This window comes from Klebsiella sp. BIGb0138, from assembly GCF_004342285.1.
GTDB lineage: Bacteria > Pseudomonadota > Gammaproteobacteria > Enterobacterales > Enterobacteriaceae > Klebsiella.
In genome coordinates this window covers 186,281-210,870 of the sequence record NZ_SMCV01000005.1, presented here as the reverse complement: position 1 = coordinate 210,870, position 24,590 = coordinate 186,281, and the positions used below count along the sequence as shown (strand labels likewise).

The following is a 24,590-nucleotide window of genomic DNA, read 5'->3' as shown; positions in this document are numbered from 1 at the left end:
TCGCTTTAAATGTTGGCAGTTTTGTCTGTCGACACCAATCAAACGAATTAAGTGTGGATACCGTCTTATGGAGCAAAACCCGCAGTCACAGCTGAAGCTTCTTGTCCAACGTGGTAAGGAGCAAGGCTATCTGACCTATGCCGAGGTCAATGACCATCTGCCGGAAGATATCGTCGACTCCGATCAGATCGAAGACATCATCCAAATGATCAATGACATGGGCATTCAGGTGATGGAAGAAGCACCGGATGCCGATGATCTGCTGTTGGCTGAAAACAGCAACAACACCGACGAAGATGCAGAAGAAGCGGCTGCACAGGTTCTGTCCAGTGTTGAATCGGAAATCGGGCGGACAACCGACCCGGTGCGCATGTACATGCGCGAAATGGGTACCGTAGAGCTGCTGACGCGTGAAGGCGAAATCGACATCGCCAAACGTATCGAAGATGGGATCAACCAGGTTCAGTGCTCCGTTGCTGAATATCCGGAAGCGATTACCTATCTGCTGGAGCAGTACGATCGCGTTGAGGCTGAAGAAGCGCGTCTGTCTGACCTGATCACCGGCTTCGTCGATCCGAACGCCGAGGAAGACCTGGCGCCAACCGCCACGCACGTCGGTTCTGAACTCTCTCAGGAAGAGATGGATGACGACGAAGACGAAGATGAAGAAGACGACGACGACAGCAGCGATGACGACAACAGCATCGACCCTGAGCTGGCGCGCGAGAAATTCGCTGAACTGCGTACGCAGTACGAGCTGACCCGCGACACCATCAAAGCCAAAGGTCGTAGCCACGCCGCCGCGCAGGAAGAAATTCTCAAGCTGTCAGAAGTGTTCAAACAGTTCCGTCTGGTGCCGAAACAGTTCGATTACCTGGTTGGCAGCATGCGTAGCATGATGGATCGCGTCCGTACTCAGGAACGCATCATCATGAAACTGTGCGTCGAACAGTGCAAAATGCCGAAGAAGAACTTCATCACCCTATTCACCGGCAACGAAACCAGCGAGACCTGGTTCAACGCCGCTATCGCGATGAACAAGCCGTGGTCTGAAAAGCTGCACGATGTCAAAGAAGACGTTCAGCGCGGCCTGCAGAAACTGCAGCAGATTGAAGAAGAGACCGGCCTGACCATTGAGCAGGTTAAAGATATCAACCGTCGCATGTCTATCGGGGAAGCGAAAGCCCGCCGTGCGAAGAAAGAGATGGTTGAAGCGAACTTACGTCTGGTTATCTCGATCGCCAAGAAATACACCAACCGCGGCCTGCAGTTCCTCGATCTGATTCAGGAAGGTAACATCGGTCTGATGAAAGCGGTCGATAAGTTCGAATATCGTCGTGGTTACAAGTTCTCCACCTATGCAACCTGGTGGATCCGTCAGGCGATCACCCGCTCCATCGCGGATCAGGCGCGCACCATCCGTATCCCGGTGCATATGATTGAGACCATCAACAAGCTCAACCGTATCTCCCGCCAGATGCTGCAGGAAATGGGTCGCGAACCGACGCCGGAAGAGCTGGCTGAGCGCATGTTGATGCCGGAAGATAAAATTCGTAAAGTGCTGAAAATTGCTAAAGAGCCCATCTCCATGGAAACGCCGATCGGCGACGATGAAGATTCGCATCTCGGCGATTTCATCGAGGATACCACCCTCGAGCTGCCGCTGGACTCCGCCACCACGGAAAGCCTGCGCGCGGCCACGCACGACGTTCTGGCCGGTCTGACCGCCCGTGAAGCGAAAGTGCTGCGTATGCGTTTCGGGATCGATATGAACACCGACCATACGCTGGAAGAAGTGGGTAAACAGTTCGACGTTACCCGCGAACGTATTCGTCAGATCGAAGCGAAGGCGCTGCGTAAGCTGCGTCATCCGAGCCGTTCTGAAGTACTGCGTAGCTTCCTTGACGATTAATCGTCGCCGGAAACAAACAAGCTCCCTGCGGGGAGCTTTTTTTTGCTCTGAATTCACCGCCAGCCGCAACAGCGCCCTACCGTCCTCGCGATGCCAGCGCATCATCCAGTTCACGATACGCCTCCACCAGTTTATCCAGCGTCGCCCGGTTCAGCCCGCTGGGATTAGGCAGCACCCACACCTCCGTATCGCCGATGGTCACCTGCTGCTTACCCCAGCGCGCGCTGCGGACCTGAAACGCTTTCTCAAAGGCCTGCTTACCGAGGATCGCCAGCGCCCGCGGCTGATACTGTTCGATTTTCAGCACCAGCTCACGCCCTCCGCTGCGTAGCTCCTGCAGCGCCACCTCGCTGGCCTGCACCGTCGGGCGCTCCACCAGCATGGTAATCCCGCAGCGCGTATCGAGCAGCTGCAGCTCCTCTTCCGGCTTCAGCAGGCGGTCGGTAAATCCGGCCTGATAAATCACCTTCCAGAAGCGATTTCCCGGATGCGCGAAGTGAAAACCGGTATGGGCAGAGGACTTCCCCGGATTGATGCCGCAGAAGACCACCCGCAGGTCCGGCGCCAGAATATCGTTAATCATCTTTCCCCCAGCTCAATACCTAAATGCTGATTATAAAGGATTGAAAATGCATTGTTTATAAAAACAGCAGCCGTGCGTTTTACGCTGGATTGCATCTGCCAGTTACTTTATAATCCCTCGCCACGGCCCCTTAGCTCAGTGGTTAGAGCAGGCGACTCATAATCGCTTGGTCGCTGGTTCAAGTCCAGCAGGGGCCACCAGATACAGCAAGGGCTGGAGAGAAATTTCCGGCCCTTATGCTTTCCTTGGGGGTCCCGTGGGGGTGCCATCAGGGGGTAAGGCCGGGTATAAATCGCTTGGTCAATTTATACGGAAAGGTTGTTTTTCGCTTAGCAGGATTACTGCTCGTACAGCAGGTATGAAAAAGGCCGCAAGCGCGGCCCATGAAGAATATTATCGATATCAAAGCCCAAGGCTTTTCTTGACCAACTCACCCACTATCGGCCACATAACCGGCTGTACCGATTCCCAAACCGGCCCACAGACTTTAGCCAGCAAAGATTTCGCCTCCTTACCATCACCTTCATTCGCTGCAGCTACTGCAGCAGCGATGTCAGTACGTTGTGTAGCATTAACCGGCTGCCCCTGTTCTTCAAGGATAGAAATCAGCTTTGAAACTATTTCAGAATCGGAATTGCTCGTGATGTTTTGAGTCTGAGAAACGACTTCCCCCTGTCCTAGTTGCGTATTGCTGAAATTACCGCCGGTGATGGTCAGATTATTGACTATACGCTGAACACGTTCCGGGCGATTTGGTACCTTTCTGGACTCCTTGTATCCAGCTTCCGTCAAATAAACAAAATCACGTAGACTATAAGAGCCAATAATGACCACAGAACTATTGTGATCATTATCAAACATTTTCATTGGCCCGGTTCTGATTAGCTTACCTTTTTCGAGATCACCAAAGGCAACTTCAAAATCTACAGATGTAAAATCAGCGACGTTGCATACTGCAGTCGCTAGCGCATTGATATTCGGGCCTTCATAACCTTTTTTTAAGTCCTGCGCAGTTAACCCTCGATCTGTAAAATCTGCCAGTAAGGTACCCAAAATCTGTTTTGCTGCTTCGTCTAATTGTCCGGCCATTCAAATGATCCTTTGAGTTAAATACCTTCTAATAAATATGGTTAAAAACTTATTTATCAATGATAGCAGCCTCCGATTTACTGATTTTGATAGGTAGTGAGACGCGAATCACGGATCGTGGTGGAGAGCGTTAGAAATCTTGGATGCTGGCAGGCTGATGGAGCGTGTCACGGTATGCACAATACCGGTAGCGGTGATAACACCCGACCGAAATTTTCATTATCAGATTCAATTCACTAACCATGACAACAGGTTCTGAGAGCAATCCCCAAAAAAATGTAAATAAAGGATAAAATCAAAAAACATACACGCACTTTTTGAAATGATATCTTACACTTGTTTTTGCGTAATCGCGCGCACAGCCTTCCAACTCAGTTCTATAAAAAATGAGGATCGTTTACATGGCAAATGTAAGAATTAAGTGCATTACCTTGTCAGGAACAGTGAAATCTCACCAACATATTACTCATGTAGGTAGCGACCAGTTTCAACCAGCTGGTTCAAAATGGACTGTCGCTCAGGTTGTTCGTGCGATTGAAAATAAAGAACATACTTTCTATGTCCAAGATTCGGCGGGTAATGTTGCGTATGTAGGTGTTGTAGACCCGGGGAATGGCGGGGCTAAATACATTAGGACTTACGCCGATGGCAAGTGGAGTGACAATTTACTCTCCCTGCCAAACTGCTAATTGTTTATCACTTTTAGACAACATTTTATAAGATAGAAACTTACCTGGGTGGTTTCGGTTTTAGTCACTGGAATGTCTCAGAGTTAATTCGGGGCTTTTCTGTTTCTTCACTGACAGCGCCGTGGCCACTCAGGTACTAAGCAGGAGAAATTCAGTCTGTACTCGCTGTAACTCTTTGATTTATCCGAGACCGTCACTTTGGCCGTCATGCTTTTAGTGAATTCAACCTTATGGCGCTGGTAGATTTTTCAGTATATGACACGTTAATAAAGTTTTAGCGGTTCAATGAACAAGAGGTTATCGGCGAGGTGCTGGCTTACACCAGTGATATTCGGGAGCAGTCATTCGCCTGCGGTGCCGCTCCTTCGCTGCGAGCGTACACGCAACCCTGCAACGTAACTCCAGCATATCGGCGGCATTCAGCTCATGCCCCTGTAGGCGGGCCAGCTCTTCAATTACCACCTCGATTTTCTTCTGTTTTAACATAGTCTTATCCTCTTGCTCTACAGGCTCACCGGCTATGCCCTGGGCAACGATATAAAAAGCCAGCCCCGAAGGGCTGGAATAACAGGAGCCCGCTGGCACACTTTGCTTTAGTCGGTATCGTCGGCCAGGGCATACAGCAACGAAGGGATCACTCTCCGCATGGCTGTTTCTTCGGTTTCATCGCTCATGAGGGTCAGGGTGTAATCCCGGCACTCGTAAATCACATCATATGCAGACAGACCGAACGCGCCGCCCGCGATGATCTGCCCGATTTCAACATCTGGCGTTTCAACAATCGACAGCCGGTAGCCGCCGAACGTCACAGGAGGGTTATAAGGCCCTTCGCTTAAAAACAGCTCCACAGCCTTTGCAGCCAGTTGGGCACGTTCGTCCGGGTCCATCCCGGACACCTTACCGGCACCTGACGCCATGATGCGCTTAATCTCCGCAACACTCATTTCCACCAGCGCACTCCCCTGCGCCTGACCGGCTGGAGCAGATTTGGTTTTTCCCCTGGCATTCTTCGTGCGCGGGTCACTGGCGCTGCGGTATCGGGCCAGATAGGCATCGCAGACCTCCTGGTCAATCTTCCCGTCAACCCGCGCCGGAAATCCTTCATGGCTCTCCCAGTTATACAGCGCCTGCCGGCTCATTCCGGCATGTTTTGCGTACTGGCTGACGCTCATTAGTGACATAATTTTTCTCCTGCCTCATTGTCGCCGGCTGGCCAGTGTGTCAACCCGCCGGCGGAAAACTGTCAATCAAACGTCAAGGGATCTACCGCTTGACACTTTTTTCTGTCAACTTGACACTTTTCGGGCTGAAAGTGTCAATCAAACTGTCAACCAAAATCCTCACCAATTCCCCTGCATCACGCGCCGTTTCTGGGACTTAACAACCTGACAACAAAAAAGTGTCAAGTGTAAAGTGTCAATCAAATTGAAAACCCATAGCTACAAAAACACCGCGGCGCGCAATGCCCGTGCCTTACAAAAGTCTCAGGAAGGACCCATTTTTGTAAGGCGACGGCGGAAGGCCGCATCAATAGTTCATGGGCGTAATTATTTTCCCGTTGTTCTCAACGTTGTAAGTTTTTCGCTCGCCTTTATCGTTAGTCATAACGATCTCCAGTCTTAACGGTTGTTCTGTGAAAGCATCCTTGAGGGAGCGGGCCAGGTTATCGGTGACGGCATTCGAGTCACTATTGCTTTTCTTTGGCGCCAGTATTGATTCCGGGCGATAGCCACCAGTCGGCATCGCGTTGATATTGTTCCGCTGCTGAGAGAGTAGCTCCGGGCTGCGCTTTCCAGACCACCGGTCATCCGTTATGGCCATTCTTATCGCGTTTTTGAGTTGTTCCTCCGTATAGGGTTGAGAGCCCTGCTCATGCCTGATCATTGCGGCCATCAACGTCTTAAGGACTTCAGGGTTATGGAGGTCAAGACGCTGGCCTGCACCAAAACCAGTTCTGGAAGTCACATCATCGATATAAGCCCGGGTATTGTTTTCAGAACTCGGGGCATACGTATGAAGAAAGCCCCTTGGGGTATTATTTCCGCGGTCACCGTATAACATCAGTTGGCGCGCCATTGCTGCAAGGCCATCATGATCACTGGCGAACGTCGAGAAACCGCCGTTCTTCCCTGTTGTGTTTGAGGCATCTCTCAAGTTGCCAGGATTGTGATTCCGAAATCCCAGAGTGTTAGAGGCATTATGGCCATCGTTATAAGGGACTTTGTCATTGCCGGATATTTTGGAAATGGCAGATAAATCATCCTGCAACCGATATGCCTGCCACATTGCGCCGTATCGGGCATTAAGCTTTTTCTCCACCTCGGGGTCGGGTCTGTTAAGTGTAAAGTTGAGCCTTTCAGAAGCTGACAGACTGGCTTTAAACTCATCATCCCTTAATGCTTTCCAACGAATATCTTTATCACGATCGCCATGATAAAAGACCTTCCCGTCATATTTTTGGGCGTCATTGAGAGATTTATCAATAGCGGGATCGTGTCGAAATAACTTAATTGTTTCATTCCCTGCAACCGTTTTAAAACCAGCAACACGAGCATAAAGTTCATTCATCTGGCGATTGGCTTCTGACATTTCCGCATTAAATTCAGGATCCACTGTCAGACCAAATTTATCTGCCTTCGCCAGATATTTTTTGTATTCCACACCTTCACGCATCAGTGTCAGCAATTCAGGCGTCATACCCAACCCATCGGCAGCGGATTTTTGTTGATCAGGCCGTAGGGTTGGGAAAATTTTCGCAATCGACTCCAGTGTTTTTAAGGTGTTCACCGAACCATCTTTATTCTTCTCGATCTGCGCACCAATTTGCGACATAGCATTCATAAACCCCGGATTTTTCGCGCTGGCTGCTTCATTGAGCCCCTTAAAGAAACTATCTATTGAAGCAGTTGCGCTTTCGCTGTCCGCCCCTAAAATACGCATGGCACCGGCCAGCCGCGAAAATTCCTGAACGCTCATGGCGGTATTTTTGGCGTGCGTTTCGAGGTCATATGCCCCTTTTGCCGCATCCCGAAAACCGTCAGCAATCTTTTGGACACCGAACCCTACGACGCCAGCAGCTCCGAACCCAGCCACCTTACCAGCCAGTTCACCTACAATTTTCAACGGAGGAATGATGTCACCGATAAACTGAACATTATCACGCGCACCTCGTGACATTTTTCCTAGTCTGTCAACGACACCATCTAAATCTTCTGCAGTCTCATCCCCGCCCAGCCTGAGGCTTTCCCGCGTCTTCTCCAGATGCGGTCCAAGATTTCGAATAGCCTCATTAATGTCGTCAATGGTCCCGCTGACCCTGTCATCAGCAACCAGCTCAAAATCGAATGAATTACTCATACTTCCTCCACCAGCGAATTAACGCTATTCACGATATCGTCAAACGTAACTGGCTCTACAAACTTCTCCAGCGCCGACAGAGCAGCGTTAAAGCCAGCCCGATAGCCGTTGGTGTCGCCGTTAATCATGCTGTGCTGGAATGCCGCCATGTTCTGGTCTTCGGCATCAAGGAACTCCCAGCCAGGATAGGCTTTCTCCATGGCCCGACGGGTAAAACGACTGAGCTGCCGAACGCTGCCCTGCAGTAAGGCGATGGCCCGCTGGTGTGGTATCCCTTCAGCGATAAGATGAAGTGCCTGTATCGGGTTTTGTTTGGCCTCTTTGCTCACCGCGATCAGATGTGCATCAGAATGGCGACGTTCAGGGGGTTGCTCGTCTTCAACAGACTGCTGAAGTCGATGCATGCGCTGCATACGGCGCCCGGAAAAGCCATATGCCTGCGCATCGGGCTGCGGCGGATTGAGGTGCTGAAAATTCATAACGCTCATCACCGCACCTCTCAGAGAGGAACCTGTGATTTAAGGAGTTCGGCTTCACGTACCGGCCCTTCAATCTTGCCATTAACGCGACGAGTATCTCCCGGCAAGCTCACACCAGATGCCCGGATACGGTCATTACGGCGTGCGGCCGCCTGGGCGACTTCTTCCTGATACTCTTCGTCAGCCTTGCGGCGAGCTCTCACATTTTCAGGCGACATCGGGTCGTAATCATTTTGCATCTTCGATGCCATGCTGGCTAATGCCTTGACCTCATCCCCTGTCAGAGGCTCTTCCATTTTCTTCAATGCCTTGAGAGCGCTGGTTTTGGCAGCGATATAACCATTTGCGTCGCGATTCTGCGTCGAAAACATCAGCGCCGTGTGGGCTTTCTCTTCATCGTCCTGAAATTCCCAGGTTGGATCGTTCTCTTCCATAAATTTCATGGTAAAGACAGAAAGGGCCGCCGGTGACGATGCCAGTTTCAGCTTAATTTTCTTCGAAGAAAGCTCGGTCTCCTTCAGCAAACGAACCGCCAGAACCGGGTTATCCTTAGCTTCAGTCGATACCGCGACATTGTGGCCGCGACTGTGCTGCTTAGGTCGGGTGATCTGGGTGTCGTCACTGTCCAGCTTCAGTGGCGCATTCCCGTTATCGGACTCGCCTTTCGTTTTGGTTTTTCCTGACAGATGCGAGAAATCGAACATGGATGGGTTTTCCTCAGATAGTTGGGGCTGTTTTTTCTTACCTTTCGTACCGAACGCTGTTAGCGCCCATGTGGGTAATTTCATTAACGGCATTGGTTTCTCCTTTTCGGACGGTAGCGTTACTTCTTGCCCGCCTCATGCCGGTGGATGCCCTGGCGCAAAAGGTGACGCGCCAGCTCCTGAATGCTTGGGGCTGCGCCAACGGTAGAACGCCGGCATTCATCATCCCGGAGGCGCTGTAACCCTTCGAGAATCGGCTGATCAACAAGAATCGGCTTTTTGTTCGTGACTGCCATTTCCTGACCTCCTGATACTGGTTAAACATACAGAACTCTTCTTCATACGCTTAACTTATGATCAATAAATTAAATCGTCAAGATAAAATATTTAAATCATAAAAAATGCAACTACGAGGGAAGAAGAAGGTATCTTCACTAAATGGTAGGCGGCCTACATTGAAGCCCTTTGTCCTTGGCTCACACAAAGATGATTGGCTGGTCGATTGTGACTGCAGGGAACGACTCAATACTCATAAGAGACTTTTGTTTTCGTTTAAGGGCAAAAAGTTACGTTTCATACACAATAAGCCGCCATATAAAATGAGGATAATTAAATGCTGTATTACAGATATCGCCCCATGAGCGCCTTATCCATCAAAGAGCTAATTTACGATGAGTTGTATTTTTCATATCCATCGGAGTTAAACGACCCTCTTGATGGATTAATTTCTTATGAATTCCCAGAAGACTTTCCAAAGTGGAACAGGCTTTTAGATTTAGCCTTTAAAGGCCTGCCAGTAGATACGAGATTTTTAGCTGAAAGTTTCGCCAAAAAATCGCCACTTTCGGTTAGAAAATTAGTAGAAAACCAAACATTTTTGTTTGAACTGATTTTATCCTTTATTGGAGAATCAAAGAGAGAAACGGCATATTTTCTTTCTGAAACACTAAAATATTACATTTCAGGATATATTCCATCCGAAGGATGTTCTGTATCATTTTCCAGAACATATAAAAACACATTAATGTGGTCCCATTACACAGGAAAGCATGAGGGTTTCTGCCTTATATTCAGAAGTATAGAAGGAAATATTAACCAGTGCAAATCCCGTAAAAAAAGCATTATAAATTTAGGTGATCACTGCTCTCTCAGCATTGAGGAGAAATTTAAAATGCATAACGTTACTTATGGAAGCAAGAAAAACCTTGATGGATTCACTCTATTTCCGAGTTATGTCTACGGTAGAGAGTTATCCAACGAAGAAATTACCTCTTATTGGGAAAGCAGAGAGAATGTATATTTAACAAAATCTGCTTGCTGGGACTACGAAGAAGAATCAAGGCTATACATACATGCGCCCTCACCCAGCTTATCTAAGGAGATACTTTCACCAATTGACAAAATATTTCATTACGACAACTCACAGATTGCTGGCGTGATTTATGGCATGCGCATGTCTGAACAAAACAAAAACATCATTAAAGAAATACTTCTGAGAAAAAGCAAAGAACGCTATATGGATACTAAAAGCGAAAAATATTTATTCAATATCGTGTCATTTGACGCCAGTTTTAATGATGACCAACATACCATTTCTATTGAGCCAACAGAGATATTTGATTGCGGGGACGTGATAAATTTCTCAAATCCATCATTCAATACAAAATACAACTTTTGGAAAAATGGCGAAGCCCTTCATATTACCCCAACAGACAAAGGAATGAGTTCACGAAGAGTTATTCTTGATTAAGGCATTGACTCCACCGGCGCAACTTCATGTGCCAGTGGAAATTCCTTTCTGAACTTTAATTGCGTAGTAACCTAAAAAGGAATGCAGCCTTACGTAGCAGTAGTTACTACTTTCTCTGATTATCAAGAGGACACTGGAGGAGAAGCGATGTGTGGTCTTTGCGCTCTTCCTCTCTGACGGAAACCTAATTCTACCCCCTACAAGCAGAACACATCTCATTTTCCTATAAATAAGATATGGGCATTTCAAGAGTCGTTCTGGTTTTACATATAATCCCTAGACTGCTGAGTGGTTACAGTATCCAACGTTGAGCATTGCAACTAGCGAGCACTAAAACCTGCGTTCATTTAACCTTTTATACTAGCTCAACCGTCCTTATTCTCTTCAGTCTCATTAAATATATTGTTGCCGATCAATACATAAGCCCGAATTTAATCGAGCTAAAATCAAAAAAACACCCTCACCCTTACTTTATGGGATGATGTAATATGTGAAACTCACTCACATCAACAAGTTTTGTCGTCTTCGGAGTTACTATCAGCATACCAACCAAACGTGCATTTTCATATTTATTCTCATGTGCTTTAATGGCTTCATTATAGTGTTCCTCATCGAGTTCAACCGTAACTTTACGGTTATTCTCAGAAGATTCAACAATGGTCACCGTCCCACCCGATGAATTTATATCTCTATTTAACCTAATTACCGAACCGACAAGATTATAACCTTTCACTGTATAGTTACTTGAGTAATAACCTTCTGCTTCTTCGATATATTTTATCTTCTCTGGCGTTATAGACACTTTAGTTATATCACTATTTGAAGCATCAGCGATGACTGACTTTAAGACCGTAATCTCAACAATCCTTGACTTATTCAATCCACTCAAACCAATTATTGCAGAGCATAGCGTTGCATTAACACCGTCGTTAATAATAGATTCAAAAACTTTTAAATCTCCACACTCCTTATATTTATCAACAGCATTACTTAGTTTCTCAATGCTATACATTAACCGTTCCGTAACTGTTCTTGAAAAAGGAACCTTACAATAATCTTCCTGTACATCATCTTCCCAATATATTGGTGAAACCAGATTAAGCACATAACTACCGACCTGGGTTTGACCTAGTTTCAGGCTATTGAAGAAACGATCTACAACCTCTGGATTTTTGCCAGAATAGCGGCCGCGCTGAGGCTTAACAACAGACCTTGCAGCTGAAAGCATCAAGTCTTTTGTTTTAGAAAACAGAATAAGTCCATCAGCAAAAGGTATCTCTCCGTTAGCTACATCATCATGAATTACTCTGAGACTAATAATATCATTACTAATATTATCAAGTTCTCTAACAACCTCATCCTTTGATTTATTCTCACTCTCACTGAGAACATTAATGATATCGACAACTCTGTTGGAATAATCTTTTAAATCGGCACGGACTGGCTGTAATATTTCATAATTATCATTTTTCTCATAACGCCAGACATTAGCAACATTGGGTAATTTAGAAAATAAGATCCATCCTTTCAAAATAAGATAGTTCGAAAAGTCCTCTGTCGTTATAAATTTCTCATTGTATAATTTCATATTATACACTCATCCCGTTGCTAGCCGCCTTCATCATGTCCTTTAGCAAAGATGAAGTCAACACCTGATTGGCAGGTATGTTAAGAGTTACACTATTCCTGTTGGCACTTGGAGGCAAATTCCTTAACGAAAACCAATAACATCTATTTCTTAATGTAATACCATTAACACTGTGGTATAGCCAATCAGAGTCATTAACCGGCAAATGGAGCAATACTAAATATCTAGGAGATAAAACATTATCACCAATTAGGTCTGAATAATTTTTTGCTTTTAAAGCATATGTAATAACATTATCTTTTAATTTAAAGTTCTTAGTGGATTTTAACTGAATATCTACCTTGGGGTTCCGAATAACTGAGTTATTAAACCCAGTCCCTTCAATTGTTATATCAACACTATCATCATCTACTTCACCAGTAGACACTTTAAAGCCTGCATGTGCAGCAAGAGAACGTATATAGGCAATATTGAATTGCTCCATCTGCTTCTTTTTGTCCATCCGCTAAACCTACCCACTACGCGTCTACCGCGATTTTATATTGGCAAAGTCAAACCTGAACTTCTATACGAAAGCACAATATAACAAATCAAAAGACTGGTACAGAAGGTAAGCGACGAAATGTCACGTTTGGAACCGGAATTTTCTGCTCTGGTAGCCACTCAGGCGATTCAAGAAACAGATCTCTATATCATACCCTCCCGCCCACTCCAGAAATGTTCAGATTAAAACGAGCCTGTTCACTTAGCCGCTGGGACTCTGCCAGCCAGCGATGTAGCAAAGGTTGCACTGACGTTTACTGGACCCACTCAGCTATAAAATTAAAAAATATGCGTTTAAGTGTTCACCCCTTCACCTTTTCAAATTTCATGATTATATTCATGTAGTTATATGGTGAATACTCTTCTTTAAGGTATTCACTAGTGTTCACCCTATCCTTCACCCTTTAGGATGAAAAACAATCAAAAGGTGAACAGGTGAATACTTGGTGAATACTTAACAAATAAGTGTTCACCATTTAACTTGCTGTTATAAATAAACTTTTTAACAGGGTGAATACTGGTGAACACTTAATTTATAACTTTACTCTACCTTGCCGTTCTCAGAAGTACTGTTACATGATGGCATCCAATCTTCTGAATCATCATGCAGGGTGACGTTTGACCTGATACCGTGCTTTGTTTTCCGTTTATCGTACTTCTTCCCATACTCGGACATAGCACCGGGCATATCCGTGCCGAACCGCATTAACGACACCGGCTTACTCAGTCCATTGGCCCGCATGTATGCCATGTAGGCGTGATACAGATAACGGCGTGGGCTGAATGGTACTATCTCAGCGTTACCGATAAACATCCCGTCACACGCCACCGACGACAGCAGATAGCCGCAGAAGTCCACCAGCGAGTCACCTTCGCGCTTAATAGTCAGTGCCTCCTCTGATTTCTGCTGTTCGTGAAGTAGTCGTTTGGCTTCGTCCTGGCTGGCAAAACGTGTGAGCAGGTGACGAATAATGACGGCCAACTCCCCTTCGATTTTTTCGGACAGCATCGTATCCCGCTCATCCTCCGGCACGACCTCGGAAAAGTTGAATATCACCCGGCGACGAGATATCCCGCCACTGCGGTCGCTGAACGTCATGGCATTATTGTTTACAGCCAGCACTACCGCCTGTATCCGCGTCGAGTATGGCGCCTTGTGTTTCGGGTCTATCGACACCTTATCGCCGCCGGTAATGGCTTTTATCCCGGCACCATCGCCAGCATAGCGGGTCATGTCCGGCATGATGATCAGCGAGTAGCCAACCACCAGCGCCCGGTCCCTTGCATCTTCCAGCGCTTTCATACTGGCTGATACGGTATTGGCTTTGCCCGCCAGCATCGTGCAGATTTCCGCCATGACGCTTTTACCGCTGCCACCCGGCCCCGTAACTTCAAGGAACAACTGCCAGTCGTAACGGTTCGCCAGCACCATAAACAGCGCAGCCAGTACACGATCCGTCTTACGGTCATTGCTGGCCACGGAACGGCGAAGCCATTTCCAGAAGTTCGGCGCATGAGTCGCCAGCGTCTCGCCATCTGCCGGCGGGCTGAACGGCAGTTCGCTGGCAATCAGCAGCCAGTCGGTTTTGTTATGCTCCCTGAATTGCCCCGTCCGGGTATCAAATACACCATTGCTGAAGCCAATAAGGTTGCGGGCTGTAACCCCCATGACCGGTAGACTCAGTTTCATAGTTTCCACCGCAGATTTAATGGCGTTCTGCGAGTAGGCCACCTCAGAATCGATGTAGATCTGTGCCATTTCACGCTGTAGTTCTTTATCCGGTAGTGGATTCCAGACAACACCGTTGTAGTGGTGAACCGTATCAGAGTCGGCATGAATCGCCAGGTTCCCATCATAGTGAGCCAACAGCACCTCACCGCGCTGGCTGGCCCCCATCTGGTTCAGTGCTGGCACTACGCTATTTTGCAAGTGTTCTCGCTTAGTTACTGGCAGATCGACCACAGTTCTTTCCCCCCGTTCCGCTTGTTCACGCAACCGGTTCAGATAATCGTGCCAGTCTTCCGGATGGCGATCTGGAATGCCTTTATACAATTTGGCATCCTGCACACCTGCGAGCGCCAACCGAGTACCAATCGCGTTAATCATCAGCGGCTCAATCTCACCAGCCAGGTATACCCGCGCAGCTCTGCGTCCGTCATCGATAATGCGAAGGTTGTCCAGTTCCTCCAGCTGCTTCGGCCCCAGATAAACCGGCGGCGTGGTATCGCCGGCTACCTGTTTGCCCATACCTTCCTCCCAGCCTTTGGCATGACTCCATGCGTCAGCACCAGCGAAGATAATCGCCTCAGTAAATTTGTCCTTCGGCAGCGCCTTTACGTTCGGTGCGTTCTTCATTTCCCGACTCTCTTAGCAGCAATCAACGCGCGAATTTTCTTTATCTTTTCTGCTGTGTTGTTGGTATCGCACCATTCGGCGATCGTCTGGCGCTTCACTGGCGTAAACTCCCTCAGAAAACGAACCGCAGGAAATGCACATTCCCCTGAGTATCCGTCACGAATAAAACAAATTCGGTTTGGCGTCGCAGATAAAACCGTTACACGTTCACCCCGTTTATCCTTGTAAATATCGCCCGGGAGGATCTCAGGATGAGTGAAGCCCCCGGCATTAAGTCCGGTATTTTTCTTTCTCATGGCATTAATCCTTTTTGGCGGTTGTTACATGATATCCGGCACGCTCGAGCAGTTGATTGAACAGAGACGGCGTACCGATAATTTCATCCTCATGTAATCGCATTTCGCATTTAACAATCCCATCGACCACATAAAGCATGATGCGGCCAGAAAAGTCGGGGGAGACGTGGAGATCCACATTGAGCATAGGTATCTGACTACGCATGGAATTTCCCCCAGCTAAGTGAAAAAGTTAACCCATCCTGGTAAAACTCATAAGGAACATCTTTCAAACGTATGTTGGCGCACAGACGGATACTTACGCCTTTTGGGATCTTTCTCGTAACTTCTCGCCATGCATAACGTTTGTTATCTGCATAAACCACTTCCACGCGGCAACGAGATGTAGAAGAGGACTTCTCACCAACGATGAAAATAAATAGATATTTTCTATTCATAATGCGCCTCCGTATCTCCGCGATTGATATTCTCCGCCACCAGCGACGCATATTCCTCTGCAATCTCCAGCAGAATCATTCCGGTTTCATGCCGTCCTGCTGTTCGAAGCAAAAAAGATGCAGCATTTATCATATCGACCACAGGGAATATGGCGTTTTCAGCATCCAGGGGTGCGCCCTTAAAACCCGCCTTCAGGCCATTAAAATATTCAGTATTCATGAGCGCACCTCGCGGCAGTCGAACGCCAGACCCATTCCGACTTCATAATCGTAGAAAGCAAACTTGCAGGGGGATTCAGTGCGGATTTTCGCGGCAAAAATCAGTTCCCAGCCCGGAAATGCCTGGCGGGCACCGTCTTCAGTGTCAGAACTGAAGCGAAGGAGCACAGGTAAACACTCAGGATGATTTTTGGGTGTCGCAAGGAACAACCATGTAAATTTGGGGTGAGTTTGGGTATGCTGTGATCCAGCCATAACTGTTACCTCTACTAACGGTTTGTGGTTAGAGGCCCGGTTAGTGTTCCTAGCACTGCCGGGCTTCGCACTTACAAGGTGTATTTCACCTTCGATATTCAAGCTAGCCCAAAGTGAAATACACTTCAAGTCTTTTTCTTTTGTTTTTTTTGCGTATACTGAAATACACCTAACACAAGGAGTTTTAGTAATGGCAACAGGTGCGAAGAATGCAAAGTCACAAATGACTACAGTTCGAATCCCCCATGATGTGATGGAAGATATTGAAAGTTTGAAGCAAGAAGGCGAAAGCACCGCTGGTTTTCTCGTAACTGCAGCAAGAGGTGAGATCAAACGCCGCCAACGTAAGCAGACTAAAATCGCTCCGAATGAGGCCACATAATGACCATGATTAATGATGAATCCGTACCTAACGTCCAAGAAGTTGAGGAAGCCATTAATCAAGTAAGGCATCACTTCTCTGACTATAATTGCTCCATTAAAACAGACGATTACGAAAATGAGATTTTTATCAGATTCCCCAAATCTGAATCTCATAACCCATTTAATTTCACTATCGACAGCAAAATCTTCAAAAGGAAAGCTCGGCTGAAAGAGCACCTCGAATTCATTGAGCGTCAATTGAAAGAAAACGGAAGGATCTAAATTTAAGTGCTGACCGCCCCATAATCTATCAGAAGATAGGGTACCCCTAATATCGATTGAGATGTGATTTTGACCACCAGCATTAACCCTGGTATTCTTATTTTGCTTGAGTTTTTGGTAGTGACATTGGCAGCTCTGCAAAGCTGCCTTTGTTTTATGTGTCATATCCCACCTCAAGCCGTCTGAGTTCTACGCGTGGAATCCAGATAAGCATCAAGATCAGATTTGAAGTAAATGACCTTGCGTCCGACTTTATGAAATGGGATTTTTACCCGCCCTGTATGAGCCCAGTTCGCCAGCGTCTGTGCGTTCACACCCAAGTGCTCAGCAGCTTCACTGCGAGTAAGTTTTTTTGAATTGTCGATTTTGGCTAAATGCATAAGTAGCTCCGTGTATTACTGGTTAACAACAGGAGCTACTCTAGTTTTTTGATTTTAATCCAATAAGGTGGGAATTTAATATTCAGGATGGAGAGTTACTTATGGGGAGGGGTATCTACTACCCCCCCCCTATTCGGCAATCCAATGCTATTCGTACTGGCTGGGAATAACCAAATCAGAAATTAAGTATTTTTTTGGTTTTGGTGGCAACAATTTTTCTTTCTTGATCCAGTTATCCAGGGTCCCTTCATCTACCCGCCCCTCATAGCGTATCATTAACTTTGATATCATTTTCTTTTTTGACAATGCTGGGTTTTTCTTCCAGGTGGCTTTCATAATTGCCAAAATCTCATCACTTAAATGATGGCGATAACCTGAAGCTGCATCACTTCTATTCTTTTTGATTGCGCCATCTATAATATTATTAATATAAATATCGCTGAAAGTTGTACTGCGGATAACTTTTTCAGTAAGGGTTCCAAGATCCCTCGCTAGATCCGTATAACCAAGGGCTGTCAGAACATTTACAGCTCTCGTCAAAGTCTCCTCATCAGGAGAAATTCTCCTACTCTTATAAACCATCTCTGCTACTGCAAACTGATCAGCAATCCATTTTTTCTCACTGATAGTTTTTTTATCTACCAACTTTTCGGTGAAATTAACATGTTCCAATGCCCGCTCAGATGAAAAATCATCGAACATTTTTCTAAAGGCAATCATTTTTGCCACATGCTCATTATCAACTCTTTTCAAATAACTCATTTTTCAACCTGCATGTTATCGTGATTTAGCACGTCAAAAATAATTCTCCGTTTTTGCTCATCGGTCATCGACCCCATGACGGCCAGCAGCTGCATATCAAGATTACCTTTGCTTTCCACCAGCCCGGCTTTTTCCAGTATGTAACGCTCCACCTTCTCGGCATGTTCCTGCAGTTCATCAGCGCCAAAATGCAGATAGCCCTGCGTAACATCTGCGCTACGCATGGTTTTATGGTTCATCAGACGCTTTATCAGATACCCATCGAGACCGCATAGCGCCGCAGCAGAGCCAAACGTACGCCGGGCATCATGGTATTTAAAGTTCACTGGCTGTAGAGCATCGGGGTTATGCTCAGGCACTGTGGCCGCAACAATCCGAGAAATGACCTTTCTCGCCTCGCTGATTGTGCCACCATCTTTTCCGGGGAACACCAACCGATCATCTGCTTTGCGAAGCGACAGCCGACGCCGGAACATTTTCAGCAGAGAGGAGATCATTGGAAGTTCCAAGGGATCCCCATTCTTTGTCTTGTCTATCCAGTAATACAGACTCGCCATATTTACCCGACTCCACTCCAGTTGAAGTACCTCCGACTTACGCAGCCCAGTAAACATCATCATGTAGATGGCGTCACAAACAGCTTCTGCAAAATCATCCCGATTTTCGGCGGACTGCAGGCGCACCTGCTCGATAGCGGCAAACCATCGCCCAAGGTCGGAGTTTCTTACACGCTCAGTTTTTCGCGTCAGCCCGTGCCAGTGGCTTTTGGTACTCAATACCATCGTTGGTGGTTCGGGCAGCAGACTGCGCCCCTCATCATCACGATAATGGTCCCAGGCAAAACGGAATACAGTCCTGATCGCACGTCCCCATGCATCCGCCTGTGATTTACTTCCCGTTCCCACACCCGCCCGGAGCTTTGAACGATCTACACCAAACCACACAGAGCCATCGGTAACAGCTTTGTGACGATTCTCGATACGCTCACGAGTAATATTAACCATTGGCTGGTTCAGCCAGTCTCCGGAATAGTTGGTAAGCAGCCCTCTGTATTGTTCTGCGGTTGTTTGGCTAATCCGATGCCCCCGAACCTTTAAACGTTCCTCAAACGCATCCAGCAGCGTTATCAACCGTTTTTCTTCCTGCTTGCGGAGGTCGTTAGGGTTCTTCCGGGTCATGCTCATTTCACCCAGGGATCTTACCGCCATCTGTCGGGCATTTTCGACGCTCAGATCGGGGAAGCGCCCAAGCGTCACCCGGAAGTGTTCTCCGTGTTTTTTACGCGATACGCTGAACGTTTTCACACCACCAGCAGTTACACGTAGGATAAGCCCCTGCACCTCAGAATCTCGATATTCTACGCGACCACCTTTTGGTGCCGGGGATAAACTTTCAAGCCTGGATTTGGTAAATCTGAATGTTTTTTCAGCCATTTTTGTTGCGCAAAAAAGATCGTTTGGCCACGGGGGTTCCAGTCTGGGGGTCCCGCGGGGGTGCCATGAACAGGTAAAATAGAGTATTTCTGGTTATTTATACAGTGTCAATTATTTTTATAAGTAATTGATTTATTATAACAAAGTATAATTGAGTAGGATGATATCGCCATTCTCATAATCGCTTGGTCGCTGGTTCAAGTCCAGCAGGGGCCACCAAATTCTACTTAAGAAGCAAATAGTTAAGCCACTCATGCGAGTGGCTTTTTTATTGTCTTTTTTAAATGGCGTCACTTTTTGCGGCGCCATCCGGACTGCGCAAGCGCCGCCATTAAGATTCAGAAATTGCCGGGCGCGCACTGCAGGCAGGTCAGCCCCGCGCGGCGCCAGAAATCCACCACCGCCTGACGGTCGTCGATCGCCAGCCACGGCCGATAGCCATCGGCAACGATCTGCTGCAACAGCCCCTTCTTAACCTCTTCATCCGCCACGCCATCATCGCCATCCGGGCGCAGATAGAGCCCATCATAGGCAATACCGTGCCGCGCCAGCCACGCCTCGGTATGCAGACGAAACGCGGCGGGACGCCCGCTGCAAATCACAACCGCCTGCTCGGTCGCGTTCAGTAGCGCGACTAATTTGTGTATCGCCGCGTTCGGCGGCGCGTCCGCCATCGCCTCAAAAAAGGGCGGCCACTGTTTCTCGCTCCCCAGCACCCAGTCACGCATTTTTTCAGCGTCAAACTCCGCCAGAGTGCCGTCAATATCTACAATCACGCAGGGTTTAGCGCTCATCGGCTTCCTCCAGAGGCACCATCCGCCACTCATTCGCCTGCTGTCCGGGGGAGATCCACATCGGCACCACGTGACCAGGCCGGGCGCCATAGGGCGTGCCGAGCGCATAGCGGCGCAGCACGCGAAACACTCCGGAATGCGCCACGATTAACGGACGCTCGTACTGCGTCAGAATAGCGTTCAGTGCGCCGGTCACCCGGTGGCAAAACGCTTCCCAGCTTTCCCCGCCCGGCGGCGTCTCTTCGTACGGCGGCTGTTCAGCCCATGGCCGCCGTTCTAAATCGCCCCAGTCCCGCTCGCGCAGGTCATCGAACACCGTATAGGGCGCGCCGGGGAGCGCCAGCTCGGCCGTTTGCCGCGCGCGCAGCAGCGGGCTGACGGCGATGCCGCTCCAGCGATAGCGGCTCAGCAGCGGACGCACTTCCTGCGCCTGCAGTTCGCCCTCTTCGGTAAGCGGTACGTCCGTACTGCCGCCGATTAATTTATCCCGGTTCAGCGCGGTTTCGCCGTGGCGAACAAAGACAAAAGGCTTACAGATTATTGGCATAGTTCCATCTCGATCGTGGGATGAGTCATAATTTGGCAGTTCAGCGCCCGCTGCCACTGATGCGGGTTGTCAATCGCGGTAAACAGCGGTGCGAAATAGCGGCACGATAGCCGGGCGACCAGCGTTTGCAGGCAGCTAAGGGTGGGATGGACGTTCCAGCGGCAGAAGTCGACCTCACCTGCCAGCCACTGCTGGTGCGCAAGCTGATTCAGATGGCCGGTAAACAGGGTACGATGCTGAAAATCATCCCGCGCCCGCAGCGCACCCGCCATGCCGTTCATCCCATCCGGGTCGGCGGCCAGCACCAGCTGCGCATGAGGCGAAAAGACCGGTAGCGCCGGAATCAGCGCCCGCAGCTCCGCGGCGACCCCGGGGTGCAGGCTGCCATCGTCATGCTCCGCCATCTGAACCAGCATGGCGCGACAGGCGGCATCCATGGCGATATCCGGATGGTTTTCGCGCGCCATAAGTAGCGCCAGCTCGGCGGCCCGCCCGGAAGGCGGAACCGGGCATAAGGTAGGCTGCGACAGCAGCGCCCGCAGTTTTTGCCGCTGCCGGTATTGCGGTTCATCGTATAAACCGTAGGAGGCATCTACCAGCGCAAAACGCGCCGGAGGCGGAACATCAAAGCGGAACAGCAGAGATTCCATACTGATATCGCCGCTGTAAAACAGGCCGCCGGCGATGTTCAGATGAAACCACATGCCGCCCCAGGCGTGGCCGCAGCTACCGGTGGTCACCGCGATCTCGCCGAGGGAAAACTGACCGCGCACCGCCACCGGATGCACATTGCGCCCCGGCGGCAGCGCCTGGGCGGTGACCGCGCTGCAGTAGATCGGAATATGCGCCGGGAGCCGGTTCAGCCCGGCAATATGATCCACATGATCGTGGCTCAACAGGATCGCGTCGATATCCGACGGGACCGGCCACGGCGCCTCATCCGGTTCCAGCGCGCCGCCGGCATCCAGCAGGATACGCTGGCGCGGGGTGCTCAGCAAAATCGCCGCCGGGGCCTTACGGTTTAAGCCGCTGACGATCTCAATCTTCACGCCGCCTCCAGACGCCAGCCCTGCGTCAGCTGCACGCAGACGCTCTGCTGCGTCTGCAGCGGCGCGTGGTGAAAGGCGCTCAGCGATTGCCCGTCAGCGAGGCGCAAATCCACCAGATAACGTTCTCCCTGATAGATGCAGTGTTCCACTTCCGCGCGCAGCCCGTTGTCAGACAGCCGCACATGCTCCGGGCGCACCAGCACCGGCTGCAAAGTGGCAGGATTCGCCGCGGAGAATCCTTCATGCAGCAGCGTGCAGTCCAGCTCCCGACGCTGGCCCGGTATCGCCAGAGAGAGCACCTGCCCCTTGCCGATAAAGCGTGCGACCCAGGCGTTTTGCGGCTGCTGATACAGCTCCTGCGGCGCGCCCCACTGCATTAATGCTCCCTGATGCATCACCGCGATGTGGCTGGCCAGCGCCATCGCCTCCGCCTGATCGTGAGTCACATAGACAAAGGTCGCGCCGGTACGGCGATGAAACTCCCGGAACGTCTGTTCCATCGTTGCGCGTAAATGCCGGTCGAGATTCGCCAGCGGCTCATCCAGCAGTACCACCTGCGGCTCGGAGACCAGGCAGCGCGCCAGCGCCACCCGCTGACGCTGCCCGCCGCTCAGTTCCTGCGGCGAACGCCCGGCATAGGCCCCGAGCTCGACAACCTCCAGCGCTTCCATCACCCGCTTCTGACGGGCGGCGCCGTGCACTTTACGCAGCCTGAGCGGATAGCCCACGTTTTCCGCGACGGTCATATGCGGCCACAGGGCGTAGGACTGAAACACCATTCCCATATCGCGCTGTTCCGGCGGGAGATGGACAGCGTTATCCGCCAGCAGGCGATCGCCCAGCAGCAGGCGTCCGTCGCTAAGCTGCTCCAGGCCGGCAAGAATGCGCAGCGTGGTGGTTTTGCCGCAGCCGCTCGGCCCCAGCAGCGCGGTAAAAGCGCCCTGCGGGATGGTCAGATTGAGATCCCGCACCACGCTCTGGTTGCCAAAGACTTTGCTGAGCCGCTCCAGCTTCAGTTCTGCCATGGAATCACTCCTTTGGGTAAATATCGGCCGAGCGCGCTGAGCAACAGCATCACCAGCGCGACCAGCGCCACCACCAGCACCGAAAGCGCCGACGCCTGCACTTTGTCCCCGCTTTCATCGAGGTTGAAAATCATCACCCCCAGCGTCTCTTTCCCGGCGCTCCACAGCAGCGCCGAAACCGTCAGCTCGTTCACCGCGGAAAGAAACACCAGCAGCGCGCCGGCGAACGCCGCTGGCGCCAGCAGCGGCAGGACAATGTGGCGCATACGCTGCGAGACATTTGCGCCGGCGAGGCTCGCAGCCTCTTCCATCGCCGGATCCAGCTGCAACATGCTGTTGTGCACCGGCTTCAGACAAACGGTGAGGAAACGGGCGAGATAGGCGAAAAAGATAATCGTCAATGTCCCGATTAGGCTGATATTCAGCAGCGGCAGCGGACGGGCGAACAGCAGAATGCAGGCAATCGCCAGCACCACGCCGGGGAGGGTATAGGGAATATCGATGATATTGTGCAGCCAGCGCAGCGGCCGGCGCGGATGGCGCACCAGCAGCCACGCCAGCGGTAGGCTAATCAGCATCAGCACCATCGCTGCGCAAACCGAGAGCAGCATGCTATTGCTCAGCGCTCGCCAGGTGGCGCTCTGCGCATCGATGACCCCGCGCCAGGCGGCAAAGGTCAGGGTGTCGCCATTGAGCGGGACGCCGAGCGTCGGCACCAGCGATGTCGCCAGCAGCGCCAGCAGCGGCGCGACCAGAATCACCAACAGCACGACCCCCAGCAGAATTTCCGTCGCCAGCCGCCATTTCCCCAGCGAAAAGCCCAGCGCGCGCCCTGCCATACCAATCAGCGGTAGGGCGTAACGACGCTGCATATGGCCTTGCACGATAACAATCCCGATCGCCAGCGTGCCCATCAGCACCGACAGCGCCGCCACGTCATTAAGCATCGACGGGCCAAAGCTGGAGAGCGTCTGGTAGATATAGACCGGCAGCACAAATAACGAGATGGGGATCCCAAGCATCGCCGGGATGCCAAAATTGCCGAGCGCGGAGACAAACGCGATGGCCGCCCCGCCCCACAACGCCGTACGGCACAGCGGCAGCACGATATCGAAAAAGACGCGCCACAGCGATGCGCCGTTGAGCCTGGCCGCTTCGATATGCTCTTTCGGCAGGCATTGCAGCTGGGTGCGCAATGCCAGAAACACCAGCGGCGCATGCTGAATGCCGAGCAGCAGAGCGATGCCTTGCGCCGAATAGAGCGGATTGGCGCTGCCAAATCCCGGCGCCAGGCCGATGCTGTTGAGCAGAATGCTGCTCGGGCCGAAGAGCTGCAGCCAGCTCAGGGCGGTGACCTGCGGCGGGATCATCATCGGCAGCATAAACAGGAATACCCACACCGGCTTAAAGCGGATATTGGTCAATGCCAGGCAAAAGGCGAACAGGCTGCCGAGCAGCAGCGAGATCAGCGTTCCCAGCCCGCTGGTATACAGGCTGTTATACAGCGCGGTCCAGGTTGCGGGATTGCTCAGCACGCGCCACAAGCTGCTGTCGCCGCCCAGTCGCCAGTCGAGCAGTGCCGCGATAAGCAGGCGCAGGCTGGGTAGCAGGCTGATCGCCGCGACAAGGCATAATAAGAGCCACAGCAGCCCTTTCATCCGGCTGCCGCTGGCGTTCTGAGGCAGTGTCATCGCGTTC

The 24,590-nt window shown here is 50.1% G+C and carries 29 protein-coding genes and 1 tRNA gene; 6 read left to right on the top strand and 24 right to left on the bottom strand.

All coding sequences use genetic code 11. The annotated features are described in order from the left end of the window. The first annotated feature begins 67 nt into the window (after positions 1-67). Positions 68-1,912 (top strand): RNA polymerase sigma factor RpoD, encoded by a 1,845-nt coding sequence (gene rpoD, locus EDF73_RS13705; RefSeq protein WP_132729663.1) that lies wholly within the window; start codon positions 68-70, stop codon positions 1,910-1,912. A gap of 76 nt (positions 1,913-1,988) precedes the next feature. On the opposite strand, the gene mug is transcribed toward rpoD, so the two are convergent. After that, complete coding sequence (mug, locus tag EDF73_RS13700) at positions 1,989-2,495, bottom strand: G/U mismatch-specific DNA glycosylase (protein WP_132729662.1); 507 nt, start codon at positions 2,493-2,495, stop codon at positions 1,989-1,991. Between the two features lie 124 nt (positions 2,496-2,619). Between mug and EDF73_RS13695 the strand changes: the two genes are divergently transcribed. Beyond that, positions 2,620-2,695 (top strand) — tRNA-Ile (locus EDF73_RS13695). Between the two features lie 202 nt (positions 2,696-2,897). Here EDF73_RS13695 and EDF73_RS13690 read toward each other — a convergent pair. Beyond that, positions 2,898-3,584, bottom strand: coding sequence for a hypothetical protein (locus tag EDF73_RS13690; RefSeq protein WP_132729661.1), 687 nt, complete (start codon positions 3,582-3,584; stop codon positions 2,898-2,900). A 401-nt stretch (positions 3,585-3,985) separates the two neighbouring features. Here EDF73_RS13690 and EDF73_RS13685 point away from each other — a divergent pair, with 401 nt between their 5' ends. After that, the gene (locus EDF73_RS13685; RefSeq protein WP_132729660.1) at positions 3,986-4,273 is read left to right on the top strand and encodes a DUF3892 domain-containing protein; all 288 of its coding nucleotides are present in this window, start codon (positions 3,986-3,988) and stop codon (positions 4,271-4,273) included. 297 nt (positions 4,274-4,570) lie between these two features. Here the strand turns inward: EDF73_RS13685 and EDF73_RS27675 are convergent, their stop codons facing one another. From EDF73_RS27675 to EDF73_RS27435, 6 genes are all read right to left on the bottom strand, one after another. Then, a complete protein-coding gene (locus tag EDF73_RS27675; RefSeq protein WP_132729659.1) occupies positions 4,571-4,759 on the bottom strand; it encodes a hypothetical protein in 189 nt (62 codons plus the stop codon). 107 nt (positions 4,760-4,866) lie between these two features. Further along, the gene (locus EDF73_RS13675) at positions 4,867-5,454 is read right to left on the bottom strand and encodes a hypothetical protein (RefSeq protein WP_132729658.1); all 588 of its coding nucleotides are present in this window, start codon (positions 5,452-5,454) and stop codon (positions 4,867-4,869) included. 346 nt (positions 5,455-5,800) lie between these two features. Continuing rightward, entirely contained in the window at positions 5,801-7,630 is a 1,830-nt protein-coding gene (locus EDF73_RS13670) for a hypothetical protein (protein WP_132729657.1), read from the bottom strand. Then, entirely contained in the window at positions 7,627-8,118 is a 492-nt protein-coding gene (locus tag EDF73_RS13665) for a hypothetical protein (protein ID WP_243655218.1), read from the bottom strand. Before EDF73_RS13665 ends, EDF73_RS13670 begins: the two co-directional genes overlap by 4 nt. Before the next feature lie 11 nt (positions 8,119-8,129). Beyond that, the gene (locus EDF73_RS13660; protein WP_243655217.1) at positions 8,130-8,906 is read right to left on the bottom strand and encodes a hypothetical protein; all 777 of its coding nucleotides are present in this window, start codon (positions 8,904-8,906) and stop codon (positions 8,130-8,132) included. A gap of 26 nt (positions 8,907-8,932) precedes the next feature. After that, a complete protein-coding gene (locus EDF73_RS27435; protein ID WP_164881501.1) occupies positions 8,933-9,109 on the bottom strand; it encodes a hypothetical protein in 177 nt (58 codons plus the stop codon). 341 nt (positions 9,110-9,450) lie between these two features. On the opposite strand from EDF73_RS27435, the gene EDF73_RS13655 reads away from it, so the two are divergent. Then, positions 9,451-10,563 (top strand): DUF2971 domain-containing protein, encoded by a 1,113-nt coding sequence (locus EDF73_RS13655; RefSeq protein ID WP_165905717.1) that lies wholly within the window; start codon positions 9,451-9,453, stop codon positions 10,561-10,563. A gap of 466 nt (positions 10,564-11,029) precedes the next feature. Here the strand turns inward: EDF73_RS13655 and EDF73_RS13650 are convergent, their stop codons facing one another. The 8 genes from EDF73_RS13650 to EDF73_RS27950 all read right to left on the bottom strand — a co-directional run bounded on the left by EDF73_RS13650 (position 11,030) and on the right by EDF73_RS27950 (position 16,257). Then, positions 11,030-12,151, bottom strand: coding sequence for a hypothetical protein (locus EDF73_RS13650; RefSeq protein WP_132729655.1), 1,122 nt, complete (start codon positions 12,149-12,151; stop codon positions 11,030-11,032). Position 12,152: 1 nt separating this feature from the next. Beyond that, entirely contained in the window at positions 12,153-12,653 is a 501-nt protein-coding gene (locus EDF73_RS13645) for a DUF4365 domain-containing protein (protein WP_101977793.1), read from the bottom strand. A 582-nt stretch (positions 12,654-13,235) separates the two neighbouring features. Continuing rightward, complete coding sequence (locus EDF73_RS13640; protein ID WP_132729654.1) at positions 13,236-15,050, bottom strand: primase-like DNA-binding domain-containing protein; 1,815 nt, start codon at positions 15,048-15,050, stop codon at positions 13,236-13,238. Further along, positions 15,047-15,346 carry a DUF4222 domain-containing protein gene (locus EDF73_RS13635; protein ID WP_132729653.1) on the bottom strand — a complete coding sequence of 100 codons (300 nt, stop codon included), beginning with the start codon at positions 15,344-15,346 and terminating at the stop codon, positions 15,047-15,049. Before EDF73_RS13635 ends, EDF73_RS13640 begins: the two co-directional genes overlap by 4 nt. 4 nt (positions 15,347-15,350) lie before the next feature. Continuing rightward, entirely contained in the window at positions 15,351-15,551 is a 201-nt protein-coding gene (locus EDF73_RS13630; RefSeq protein ID WP_132729652.1) for a hypothetical protein, read from the bottom strand. Then, the gene (locus tag EDF73_RS13625) at positions 15,544-15,783 is read right to left on the bottom strand and encodes a hypothetical protein (protein ID WP_132729651.1); all 240 of its coding nucleotides are present in this window, start codon (positions 15,781-15,783) and stop codon (positions 15,544-15,546) included. Before EDF73_RS13625 ends, EDF73_RS13630 begins: the two co-directional genes overlap by 8 nt. Then, a complete protein-coding gene (locus tag EDF73_RS13620) occupies positions 15,776-16,003 on the bottom strand; it encodes a hypothetical protein (protein WP_132729650.1) in 228 nt (75 codons plus the stop codon). The genes EDF73_RS13625 and EDF73_RS13620 overlap by 8 nt, the downstream gene beginning before the upstream one ends. Next, positions 16,000-16,257: a host cell division inhibitor Icd-like protein gene (locus EDF73_RS27950; protein ID WP_158287952.1), complete on the bottom strand. Its 258-nt coding sequence runs from the start codon at positions 16,255-16,257 to the stop codon at positions 16,000-16,002. The genes EDF73_RS13620 and EDF73_RS27950 overlap by 4 nt, the downstream gene beginning before the upstream one ends. A 190-nt stretch (positions 16,258-16,447) precedes the next feature. Here EDF73_RS27950 and EDF73_RS27945 point away from each other — a divergent pair, with 190 nt between their 5' ends. Together EDF73_RS27945 and EDF73_RS27940 are read left to right on the top strand one after the other, a co-directional pair. Beyond that, the gene (locus EDF73_RS27945) at positions 16,448-16,639 is read left to right on the top strand and encodes a YlcI/YnfO family protein (protein WP_064144323.1); all 192 of its coding nucleotides are present in this window, start codon (positions 16,448-16,450) and stop codon (positions 16,637-16,639) included. Then, entirely contained in the window at positions 16,639-16,902 is a 264-nt protein-coding gene (locus EDF73_RS27940) for a hypothetical protein (RefSeq protein WP_279388000.1), read from the top strand. Before EDF73_RS27945 ends, EDF73_RS27940 begins: the two co-directional genes overlap by 1 nt. Before the next feature lie 173 nt (positions 16,903-17,075). On the opposite strand, the gene EDF73_RS13610 is transcribed toward EDF73_RS27940, so the two are convergent. The 8 genes from EDF73_RS13610 to EDF73_RS13575 all read right to left on the bottom strand — a co-directional run bounded on the left by EDF73_RS13610 (position 17,076) and on the right by EDF73_RS13575 (position 24,583). Continuing rightward, entirely contained in the window at positions 17,076-17,282 is a 207-nt protein-coding gene (locus EDF73_RS13610) for a helix-turn-helix domain-containing protein (RefSeq protein ID WP_128910279.1), read from the bottom strand. Between the two features lie 147 nt (positions 17,283-17,429). After that, positions 17,430-18,044: a hypothetical protein gene (locus tag EDF73_RS13605; protein ID WP_132729649.1), complete on the bottom strand. Its 615-nt coding sequence runs from the start codon at positions 18,042-18,044 to the stop codon at positions 17,430-17,432. Continuing rightward, the gene (locus tag EDF73_RS13600; protein WP_132729648.1) at positions 18,041-19,477 is read right to left on the bottom strand and encodes an integrase family protein; all 1,437 of its coding nucleotides are present in this window, start codon (positions 19,475-19,477) and stop codon (positions 18,041-18,043) included. Before EDF73_RS13600 ends, EDF73_RS13605 begins: the two co-directional genes overlap by 4 nt. 338 nt (positions 19,478-19,815) lie before the next feature. After that, positions 19,816-20,271, bottom strand: a complete 456-nt coding sequence (locus EDF73_RS13595; protein ID WP_132729647.1) for an HAD family acid phosphatase — start codon at positions 20,269-20,271, stop codon at positions 19,816-19,818. Continuing rightward, a complete protein-coding gene (locus tag EDF73_RS13590; protein WP_132729646.1) occupies positions 20,261-20,818 on the bottom strand; it encodes a histidine phosphatase family protein in 558 nt (185 codons plus the stop codon). The genes EDF73_RS13595 and EDF73_RS13590 overlap by 11 nt, the downstream gene beginning before the upstream one ends. Then, a complete protein-coding gene (locus tag EDF73_RS13585) occupies positions 20,809-21,867 on the bottom strand; it encodes an MBL fold metallo-hydrolase (protein WP_132729645.1) in 1,059 nt (352 codons plus the stop codon). Before EDF73_RS13585 ends, EDF73_RS13590 begins: the two co-directional genes overlap by 10 nt. After that, positions 21,864-22,892: an ABC transporter ATP-binding protein gene (locus EDF73_RS13580; protein WP_132729644.1), complete on the bottom strand. Its 1,029-nt coding sequence runs from the start codon at positions 22,890-22,892 to the stop codon at positions 21,864-21,866. Before EDF73_RS13580 ends, EDF73_RS13585 begins: the two co-directional genes overlap by 4 nt. Further along, positions 22,880-24,583, bottom strand: a complete 1,704-nt coding sequence (locus EDF73_RS13575; protein WP_132729643.1) for an iron ABC transporter permease — start codon at positions 24,581-24,583, stop codon at positions 22,880-22,882. Before EDF73_RS13575 ends, EDF73_RS13580 begins: the two co-directional genes overlap by 13 nt. Positions 24,584-24,590: the final 7 nt, after the last annotated feature.

Coding starts and splice junctions, on each gene's coding strand:
- rpoD (WP_132729663.1), top strand. CDS start 68: ATGGAGCAAAACCCGCAGTCACAGCTGAAGCTTCTTGTCCAACGTGGT.
- mug (WP_132729662.1), bottom strand. CDS start 2,495: ATGATTAACGATATTCTGGCGCCGGACCTGCGGGTGGTCTTCTGCGGC.
- EDF73_RS13690 (WP_132729661.1), bottom strand. CDS start 3,584: ATGGCCGGACAATTAGACGAAGCAGCAAAACAGATTTTGGGTACCTTA.
- EDF73_RS13685 (WP_132729660.1), top strand. CDS start 3,986: ATGGCAAATGTAAGAATTAAGTGCATTACCTTGTCAGGAACAGTGAAA.
- EDF73_RS27675 (WP_132729659.1), bottom strand. CDS start 4,759: ATGTTAAAACAGAAGAAAATCGAGGTGGTAATTGAAGAGCTGGCCCGC.
- EDF73_RS13675 (WP_132729658.1), bottom strand. CDS start 5,454: ATGTCACTAATGAGCGTCAGCCAGTACGCAAAACATGCCGGAATGAGC.
- EDF73_RS13670 (WP_132729657.1), bottom strand. CDS start 7,630: ATGAGTAATTCATTCGATTTTGAGCTGGTTGCTGATGACAGGGTCAGC.
- EDF73_RS13665 (WP_243655218.1), bottom strand. CDS start 8,118: ATGAGCGTTATGAATTTTCAGCACCTCAATCCGCCGCAGCCCGATGCG.
- EDF73_RS13660 (WP_243655217.1), bottom strand. CDS start 8,906: ATGCCGTTAATGAAATTACCCACATGGGCGCTAACAGCGTTCGGTACG.
- EDF73_RS27435 (WP_164881501.1), bottom strand. CDS start 9,109: ATGGCAGTCACGAACAAAAAGCCGATTCTTGTTGATCAGCCGATTCTC.
- EDF73_RS13655 (WP_165905717.1), top strand. CDS start 9,451: ATGAGCGCCTTATCCATCAAAGAGCTAATTTACGATGAGTTGTATTTT.
- EDF73_RS13650 (WP_132729655.1), bottom strand. CDS start 12,151: ATGAAATTATACAATGAGAAATTTATAACGACAGAGGACTTTTCGAAC.
- EDF73_RS13645 (WP_101977793.1), bottom strand. CDS start 12,653: ATGGACAAAAAGAAGCAGATGGAGCAATTCAATATTGCCTATATACGT.
- EDF73_RS13640 (WP_132729654.1), bottom strand. CDS start 15,050: ATGAAGAACGCACCGAACGTAAAGGCGCTGCCGAAGGACAAATTTACT.
- EDF73_RS13635 (WP_132729653.1), bottom strand. CDS start 15,346: ATGAGAAAGAAAAATACCGGACTTAATGCCGGGGGCTTCACTCATCCT.
- EDF73_RS13630 (WP_132729652.1), bottom strand. CDS start 15,551: ATGCGTAGTCAGATACCTATGCTCAATGTGGATCTCCACGTCTCCCCC.
- EDF73_RS13625 (WP_132729651.1), bottom strand. CDS start 15,783: ATGAATAGAAAATATCTATTTATTTTCATCGTTGGTGAGAAGTCCTCT.
- EDF73_RS13620 (WP_132729650.1), bottom strand. CDS start 16,003: ATGAATACTGAATATTTTAATGGCCTGAAGGCGGGTTTTAAGGGCGCA.
- EDF73_RS27950 (WP_158287952.1), bottom strand. CDS start 16,257: ATGGCTGGATCACAGCATACCCAAACTCACCCCAAATTTACATGGTTG.
- EDF73_RS27945 (WP_064144323.1), top strand. CDS start 16,448: ATGGCAACAGGTGCGAAGAATGCAAAGTCACAAATGACTACAGTTCGA.
- EDF73_RS27940 (WP_279388000.1), top strand. CDS start 16,639: ATGACCATGATTAATGATGAATCCGTACCTAACGTCCAAGAAGTTGAG.
- EDF73_RS13610 (WP_128910279.1), bottom strand. CDS start 17,282: ATGCATTTAGCCAAAATCGACAATTCAAAAAAACTTACTCGCAGTGAA.
- EDF73_RS13605 (WP_132729649.1), bottom strand. CDS start 18,044: ATGAGTTATTTGAAAAGAGTTGATAATGAGCATGTGGCAAAAATGATT.
- EDF73_RS13600 (WP_132729648.1), bottom strand. CDS start 19,477: ATGGCTGAAAAAACATTCAGATTTACCAAATCCAGGCTTGAAAGTTTA.
- EDF73_RS13595 (WP_132729647.1), bottom strand. CDS start 20,271: ATGAGCGCTAAACCCTGCGTGATTGTAGATATTGACGGCACTCTGGCG.
- EDF73_RS13590 (WP_132729646.1), bottom strand. CDS start 20,818: ATGCCAATAATCTGTAAGCCTTTTGTCTTTGTTCGCCACGGCGAAACC.
- EDF73_RS13580 (WP_132729644.1), bottom strand. CDS start 22,892: ATGGCAGAACTGAAGCTGGAGCGGCTCAGCAAAGTCTTTGGCAACCAG.
- EDF73_RS13575 (WP_132729643.1), bottom strand. CDS start 24,583: ATGACACTGCCTCAGAACGCCAGCGGCAGCCGGATGAAAGGGCTGCTG.